Source organism: Campylobacter sp. P255, assembly GCF_003627915.1.
Classification (GTDB): domain Bacteria; phylum Campylobacterota; class Campylobacteria; order Campylobacterales; family Campylobacteraceae; genus Campylobacter_D.
The window spans coordinates 61,366-69,101 of sequence record NZ_NREN01000010.1 but is presented as its reverse complement, the minus strand read 5'-3'; the positions used below and the strand labels follow the sequence as shown (position 1 = coordinate 69,101).

General features: G+C 32.9%; 7 protein-coding genes and 2 tRNA genes. 7 read left to right on the top strand and 2 right to left on the bottom strand.

Features of this window, described 5'->3' with window-relative positions:
* From CKA54_RS06295 to CKA54_RS06275, 5 genes are all read left to right on the top strand, one after another.
* Window positions 1-197, top strand: a 197-nt coding sequence (locus CKA54_RS06295) for a methyl-accepting chemotaxis protein (protein WP_120760681.1), incomplete at its 5' end; no start/stop codon positions are given.
* A gap of 361 nt (window positions 198-558) precedes the next feature.
* Window positions 559-1,971, top strand: coding sequence for an aspartate ammonia-lyase (locus CKA54_RS06290; RefSeq protein ID WP_120760736.1), 1,413 nt, complete (start codon window positions 559-561; stop codon window positions 1,969-1,971).
* Window positions 1,972-1,993: 22 nt separating this feature from the next.
* Window positions 1,994-3,328 (top strand): anaerobic C4-dicarboxylate transporter, encoded by a 1,335-nt coding sequence (locus CKA54_RS06285; RefSeq protein ID WP_120760735.1) that lies wholly within the window; start codon window positions 1,994-1,996, stop codon window positions 3,326-3,328.
* Between the two features lie 92 nt (window positions 3,329-3,420).
* A complete protein-coding gene (locus CKA54_RS06280; protein ID WP_120760734.1) occupies window positions 3,421-4,764 on the top strand; it encodes a TrkH family potassium uptake protein in 1,344 nt (447 codons plus the stop codon).
* A complete protein-coding gene (locus CKA54_RS06275) occupies window positions 4,761-5,402 on the top strand; it encodes a TrkA family potassium uptake protein (protein ID WP_120760733.1) in 642 nt (213 codons plus the stop codon). The genes CKA54_RS06280 and CKA54_RS06275 overlap by 4 nt, the downstream gene beginning before the upstream one ends.
* Here the strand turns inward: CKA54_RS06275 and CKA54_RS06270 are convergent.
* Window positions 5,403-5,479, bottom strand: a tRNA-Met gene (locus CKA54_RS06270).
* A 129-nt stretch (window positions 5,480-5,608) separates the two neighbouring features.
* Here CKA54_RS06270 and CKA54_RS06265 point away from each other — a divergent pair.
* On the top strand, window positions 5,609-6,250 hold the full coding sequence (locus CKA54_RS06265) for a putative metalloprotease CJM1_0395 family protein (RefSeq protein ID WP_120760732.1): 642 nt from the start codon (window positions 5,609-5,611) through the stop codon (window positions 6,248-6,250).
* Here the strand turns inward: CKA54_RS06265 and CKA54_RS06260 are convergent.
* Window positions 6,251-6,338 (bottom strand) — tRNA-Ser (locus CKA54_RS06260). It lies immediately after the preceding gene.
* Between the two features lie 50 nt (window positions 6,339-6,388).
* Here CKA54_RS06260 and CKA54_RS06255 point away from each other — a divergent pair.
* Complete coding sequence (locus tag CKA54_RS06255) at window positions 6,389-7,729, top strand: hypothetical protein (protein WP_120760731.1); 1,341 nt, start codon at window positions 6,389-6,391, stop codon at window positions 7,727-7,729.
* Window positions 7,730-7,736: the final 7 nt, after the last annotated feature.

Genomic DNA, 7,736 nt, shown 5'->3' with positions numbered 1-7,736 from the left:
TTCAATCTATCAATGAAATGGGTGAAAGTATTAAAGAACAAACTACAGGTATTACTCAAATTAATGATGCTGTAGCTCAAATTGATAGCGTAACACAAGAAAATCTAAAAATAGCTAAAGATAGTGCAGCTATATCTGATAATGTTAATAAAATAGCTAATGATATCTTAGAAGATGCTAGAAAGAAAAAGTTTTAATTGATTGTTAGCAAGCCAAACCTTTAAGGGTTTGGCTTTTACCCTCTTTATCTCTTTATAATTAATTTCCTAGGTTGTAAAATATATTTGTGTTTTTGGTTTTTTCAAAATTTGATAATAAAAGTAAATAAAAAATAATAAATTTTAAATATATTGATAAAATTTAAATATTATAAATAAAACATTTTAGCCACTTGATATTTTGTCTAGAAAATGAGTATCAATATTCGATACTTATGTTGTATATTTTTATTATATTTGATAAAAAATAAAAAATTTATGAAATCTTTATAATATTTTGTAGTATAATACTTGCCAAGTTTATAAATGAAACTTAAATAAAACCCACAAGGAGAATATTATGGGAACAAGAAAGGAACACGACTTTATTGGTGAGTTAGAAATTTCTGATGAAGTTTATTATGGTGTACAAACCTTTAGAGCATTAGAAAATTTTAGTATGAGCGGTAGAAAATTACAAGATTACCCCTATTTTGTAAAAGCTTTTGCTCAAGTTAAAAAAGCAGCTGCGCTAGCTAACAAAGAAGTTGGAGTTCTTGATGCAGATAAAGCCGATGCTATCGCTAAAGCTTGCAATAGGTTGATTGCTGGTGAATTTTTAGATCAATTTGTAGTTGATATGATTCAAGGTGGTGCTGGAACAAGTACCAATATGAATACAAACGAAGTAATTACCAACATTGCGCTTGAAAGCATGGGACATAAAAAAGGTGAATACCAATACCTTCATCCAAATGACCATACCAACTTAGGACAATCAACTAACGATACTTATCCAAGCTCGATTAAAGTGGCAACTTATGCAAAGTTAAGTGATCTTTTAAAAGCTATGGAAAACTTAAAAGTAGAATTAGAAGCAAAAGCTAAAGAATACAAAGATATCATTAAAATGGGTAGAACAGAGCTTGAAGATGCAGTTCCTACTACTTTAGGAAATACTTTTAACGCATTCGCAAGTTATATTAAAAGCGATATAGCAAAAATCACTGCAGCACGCGAATCTATGACATTTTTAAATCTTGGTGCTACAGCTATAGGCACAGGTATTAACTGCCACCCTGATTATAAATTTGTGGTTGAGAAAAAGTTAAAAGAAATTACCGGGGTTGACTTTAAACCTGCCGAAGATTTCATCGCTGCTACTCAAGATACAGCCGACTTTGTACATGTAAGCGGTGCGTTAAAAACAGCTGCAGTTAGGCTTTCTAAAATAGCAAATGACTTAAGATTAATGAATTCAGGTCCAAGATGTGGTTTGGCTGAGATTAGTCTACCTGCTATGCAACCTGGTAGTTCTATTATGCCAGGAAAAGTAAATCCTGTTATTTGTGAAGCAGTTGGAGAAGCTTGCTATGAAGTGATAGGTAATGATGTTACCATTATGCTTTGCTCTGAAAGAGGCGAATTTGAACTTAATGCCTTTGAACCAGGCATTGCTTATGGCTTATTTAATTCTATTGTATTGCTTGAAAATGCTATGAAAACTTTAGCTGAAAAAGCGATCAAAGGTCTTAAAGCAAATCCTGAAAATTGTAAAAAACTTGTTTTAAACTCTATCGGAATTGTTACTGCATTTAACCCTGTTTTAGGCTATGAAAAATCTGCAAGTATCGCCAAAGAAGCTTTGGAAACTGGCAAAGCCGTTGGAGATATTTGTCTTGAAAGAGGATATTTACCAAAAGAAAAAATCGATGAGATTTTAACCCCTGAAAATATGTTAAATCCTCATATGACTAAAAAAAGAAAAGCTTAATAAACAAAAAAAGGAGATGATCATGGACATTATGGTTATTTTACAACTTATTGTCTTTCTTGGCGCTATCTTTATAGGTATTCGCCTTGGTGGCATAGCAATAGGTTATGCTGGTGGTTTGGGTGTTGTCATTTTAGGACTTGTATTAGGTATGAAACCAGGCAATATCCCTTGGGATGTTATTTTGATTATTGCTGCTGCTATTGCTGCTATTTCAGCAATGCAGCAAGCAGGTGGTTTGGACTATATGGTAAAAGTTACTGAAAGAATTTTACGCAGACATCCAAGATTTATCAACTATCTTGCACCAGCTTGTGGTTGGTTGCTTACTATTTTAGCAGGTACAGGTAATGCTGTATTTTCACTTATGCCTGTTGTTATTGATGTGGCAAAATCACAAAACATCAAACCATCAGCTCCTTTGTCGCTTATGGTGGTAGCTTCGCAAATTGGTATCACAGCTTCTCCTGTTAGTGCTGCCGTTGTTTACATGACAGGTGTATTAGAGCCTCTTGGTTGGAACTATCCTACATTAATTGGAATTTGGATCGTAACCACCTTTATCGCTTGTATGGTGACAGCATTTATCGTAAGCCTCATCACCCCTATGGATCTTAGCAAAGACCCAATATACCAAGAACGTTTAAAAGCAGGTCTTGTAAAAAGCGCTTCTGATGTATTACATAGTGAAGATAAGCCGGGCGCAAAACTTTCAGTTGCAATTTTCCTAATCACAGTATTATGTGTTGTACTTTATGCAACTGCAATTTCAAGCAATATCAAATGGATCGATCCAGTGGTTATACCAAGAGATGCTGCAATTATGAGCTTCTTGCTTTCTGCTGCAACCATAATCACTTTCTTGTGTAAAGTTGATCCGGCTAAAATTTTAGATACAAGTGTATTTAAATCAGGTATGACAGCTTGTGTGTGTGTATTTGGTGTTGCATGGCTTGGAAATACTTTCGTTGCAGGTCATGAAGCAGGCATTAAAGCAGTAGCAGGAGAATGGGTTAAAGAAACTCCGGCCATGCTTGCAGTGGCTTTCTTTTTTGCTAGTATGCTTTTATACTCTCAAGCAGCTACTGCAAAAGCTATTGTGCCTGTTATTGTTGCTGCACTAGGTATTTCAGCTACAAATCCTAGCGATTCTTACATGCTAGTTGCTTGTTTTGCTGCTGTTTCAGCACTTTTTGTACTTCCAACCTACCCTACTTTACTAGGTGCTGTACAAATGGATGATACTGGCACAACAAGAATTGGAAAATTCATTTTCAATCACGCATTCTTTATCCCAGGTGTTTTAGCTATCGCCATAGCTGTTGCATTAGGCTTCCTAGCCGTGGGAATACTTTAAAACTTTAACTTTCCACTACCAAAGTGGAAAGTTTTTATTTATTAACCAATTCTGCAGTAAAATATTTTCCTAATTTTTAAAAAAGTAATATTATGACTAAATTAAATTTAGAAAGAAACAATATTAGAATTTTATTTATAGGTTATATTGTAATAGCCTTACTTGGTACGTTTATTCTTATGCTTCCTATTATGCATACTCAACCTATCACATTTTTAGATGCTTTTTTCACAAGTGCTTCTGCGGTAAGCATGACAGGGCTTATTGTATTAAATACATCATTAGATTTTAGTTTTTACGGCCAAATAGTGATTTTAATACTCATTCAAATTGGTGGCTTGGGTTATATGAGCATAGCTATGGCCTTGTATATTTTAGTAAGAAAAAAGATGAGTTTTGGAGAAAAAAACCTACTAAGAGAATCCTTAATATATCCTCAACCTAACGGCTTAGTAGATTTTTTAAAAAAAGTTTTAATCTTTGTTTTCACCATAGAGTTACTAGGTGCAATGTTGTTGTTTTTAAGATTTAAGCTTGACATGAGCTTAAGCAAAGCATTATGGGCTAGTGTTTTTCACTCTATATCTGCTTTTAATAATGCCGGATTTAGTATATTTGAAACCGGGTTAGTACCCTACCGAGATGATTTTTGGATTAATTTTATCATCACTTCTTTGATTATTATTGGTGGTTTGGGTTATTTTGTTTTACTAGAATTATATTTTTTTTCCAAAAAACGCTTTGCTAATTTAAGTCTACACACCAAACTTGTCTTAAGCTCTAGTGTTATTTTGATTATTTTCGCAAGCTTAGTGGTGTTTTTATTTGAATACCACAATCCCAAAAGCATAGGCGAGCTTTCATTGTTTGATAAAATTATGAGTGCATATTTTACTGCAGTAAATTACCGTACAGCTGGTTTTAACACACTTGATTTTAGCACCTTTAAAGATGCAAGTTTATTTTTTGGTTCTTTGTTTATGATTATAGGAGGTGCACCCGGTGGAACCGCAGGAGGTATTAAGGTCACAACCATTGCTATTTTGCTAATTTATGCTTATTGGAGTATCAAAGATGGCGTTGTAAGAGTTTTTAACTTTGAAATACCTAGCAAAACGATCAACAAAGCTTTTGTTATAACTGTAAGCTCTATTGTCTATATCATCACATGTGTTTTAATTTTATCATTTATAGAAGATGATAAACATTTCTTGCATTTACTTTTTGAAACAAGTTCAGCGTTTGCCACAGTAGGTGTTTCAGTTGGCGATAGTGGAACTTTATCTTTAAGTGCAAATTTTAACCCATTTAGCAAACTTATAATCATTTTACTTATGTTAAGCGGTAGAGTTGGGGTGTTGGCGTTTTTATTTAGTATATTTTTCAAGGAAAAAGAAAAATACTTAAATTACCCAAAAGGAAAAATTATATTATGAAAAAAGAAATTTATGGCATCATAGGGCTTGGTAGATTTGGATCTGTTTTAGCAAACGAGCTGATTTGTCAAGGAAAAAAGGTTATTGTATCTGATATCAACGAAGAAGCAGTCAAAGAACTTCAAGATCAAGCAGATTTTGCTTATATTTTAGATTCTACCCATGCTATCGCACTAAAGGAAGCAGGTTATGCAAATGCTGATGTTGTTATCTTAAGCATAGGCGAAGATCTAGAATCTAGCATACTCACCTTTATGGCTTTAAAAGAAATTGGCGTAAAAAATATCATTGCTAAAGCAAACACCCCTACACATGGACAAATATTATCTAAGCTTGGAGTCAATAAAGTCATCTATCCTGAAAAAGAATCTGCTAAACGCTTGGCTAGAATTCTCATTGCAAATCCTAATTTTGAAATCATTGATCTTTCTGCTAACACCATTAAAGTGGCAAAACTCCTAGTGGATGAAAACTTAGCTGGAAAAAATTTACACACTATAGCAAAAAATTTAAAAGTCATAGCCCACAAACAGCATGAAACATGGAGTATAATGCCAAATTTGGATAATAAAGCTTATATCAATGATATCATCATGTTACTTGGAACTCAAGAAGATTTTAAACAATATGAGTATTGATGGTGTCAAGGGGGAGACTTGAACTCCCGACCTCCGGCTTATGAGACCAGCGCTCTAGCCAGCTGAGCTACCCTGACATAAAAAAGAAGTTAAAATTATACTTTTATTTTTCTTAACATTTTATAAAATCAATATTTTCTGCATTTTTATACATTTTTTAAGTTTTTTGTGTTAAAAATACAAAACTACAAGCAAAAAGGATTTTAATGCATATTCATTCAAATCATAGTAGTACTTTTTACATACCTAATTATCAAAACAAGCATAAAGAAGAAATTAAACAAGATAATACTGAAAACGAAAACTCACAAACTATACAAGATAACAAAAACAATCAAGAAAAAGATGAAAAAACACAAAAAGTCAATGGTAAAGATCTAAGCAATGAAGAAGTAAAACAAGTAAGAGAACTTGAAAAAATAGACCGCGAAGTTAGAGCACATGAAGCAGCACATCAAGCTGCAGGTGGAGCTTTAGCAGGCGCTGCAAGCTTTGGTTATACAAGAGGACCTGATAATAAAATGTATGCGATAGAAGGGGAAGTTCCTATAAGAATGCAAAAAGGCAACACCCCTGAAGAGACTATCGCAAATGCTATGCAAGTAGTTGCTGCTGCGATGGCGCCAGCTGATCCTAGTCCGCAAGATTACAAAGTAGCAGCCAATGCTATGCAAATGCAAAATGAAGCCCGCTTAGAACAATCTAAAATAAAAGCAGAAGAACTAAAAGCACAAAATGAAGAAAATAAAAACAACCAAGAAAACAATGCTAATTCAAAAGCCATAAAATCATATACTCAAAATATTTCACAAGATTACATAGGAAGTCAGTATAATAAAAGCGCATAATGGCAGAGAGGAAGGGATTCGAACCCTCGGTGAGTTGCCCCACACACGCGTTCCAGGCGTGCTCCTTCGACCGCTCGGACACCTCTCTAAAAAAGAAAATTATAGCTTATTTTTTTAAATTTACACTAAAGGAACCCGATGAAGCATTTATATTTTTGCTTTTTAGTGGCATTTTTCTTCACTGCTTGTTCTAACCACGCTAACACTAATCTTAATTTTGAAAAAGCTTTCATTCATCAACAGTGCAACAAAAACACCCTCGCCTTAAAGAACGCCGATAAAGACAGTATTTACAACGGATTAAATCTAGCCTCTTTAGCAAGGGTTTGCAAAGACTATGTTCAAAGTAATGCGTTTTTTGATAAAGCAGAAAAGGCTTATAAATTTGATGTAGATTTGCAAAATGACATTCAAAAAGTTTCAAGAAATTTAAGCGAGCTTTTATTAAATGATACGATTTATGATTATCAAGGTTATTTTTATGAAAGAGTTATGCTCAATACTTATAAAGGTTTAAACTATATGAGTTTAGGGGATTTTCAAAACGCAAGAGTTGAATTTAATAGAGCCTTGTATCGACAAGATAGACTAAAAGAGCATTTTTACTCATATATACAAAAAGCTCAAGAAGACTACAAAAAAGAAATTCAAAAAGACAAAAAACTATATGCAAGTTTTTATCAAAATTTAAACCCCATCTACAAACAATACGATAATCTACTTAGCAATTTTAATGCTAGTAAAAACTACATCAATACCTACACAACCTATATAAGTGCTTTATTTTTCTTTTTTGATCAAGACTATTTAAAAGCTTATGATTTGTTAAAAGAAGTCGCACTAAGCCAAACGAACAACCAAGAACTACAAAAGCAATTTCAGCTATTTGAAACCTTTACCCATATTCAACCAAACACAAATAAACAAAAATACATTTTTATCGTTTATGAAAATGGACTAAGCTCCACTAAAGAAGAATTCAATCTTGTATTGCCTTTTGTATTCAATGATAATCTTGCTAATATCAGCATAGCCTTTGCCTATCTTAAAGCAAGAAATTCCTCTTATCCTTTTTTACAAAGCCAAGATCAAAAAACGCACAATTTGATTTATTTTGATGATATTATTGTAAGTGAGTTTAAAACTCTTTTACCTTCTATAGTATTAAAAACTTTGGTTTCAAGCGCTCTTAAAACTTCAATCAATCTAACCATAGCCAATAATGATTCAAGTGGATTTTTATCATTGATTAGCACAGTTAGCACAACACTAACAAATAAAGCTGATCTTAGAATGTGGCAAGCTTTACCAAAAAGTGCTAGTATTTTAATGCTAAAAAACGAAGGCTTGGTACAAATTTATGATGATCATCAAAAATTAATCTTTGATGATAAGCTAGAAAAAGATAAAAACTATATCTTACTAGTAAGATCTTTCATGCCTCATTCTAATGTTATTTATAAGATTAAAGAAAAATAAGGAGATA

Excerpts from the sequence above, each read along its gene's own strand:
- CKA54_RS06290 (WP_120760736.1), top strand. The coding sequence starts at position 559 with ATGGGAACAAGAAAGGAACACGACTTTATTGGTGAGTTAGAAATTTCT.
- CKA54_RS06285 (WP_120760735.1), top strand. The coding sequence starts at position 1,994 with ATGGACATTATGGTTATTTTACAACTTATTGTCTTTCTTGGCGCTATC.
- CKA54_RS06280 (WP_120760734.1), top strand. The coding sequence starts at position 3,421 with ATGACTAAATTAAATTTAGAAAGAAACAATATTAGAATTTTATTTATA.
- CKA54_RS06275 (WP_120760733.1), top strand. The coding sequence starts at position 4,761 with ATGAAAAAAGAAATTTATGGCATCATAGGGCTTGGTAGATTTGGATCT.
- CKA54_RS06265 (WP_120760732.1), top strand. The coding sequence starts at position 5,609 with ATGCATATTCATTCAAATCATAGTAGTACTTTTTACATACCTAATTAT.
- CKA54_RS06255 (WP_120760731.1), top strand. The coding sequence starts at position 6,389 with ATGAAGCATTTATATTTTTGCTTTTTAGTGGCATTTTTCTTCACTGCT.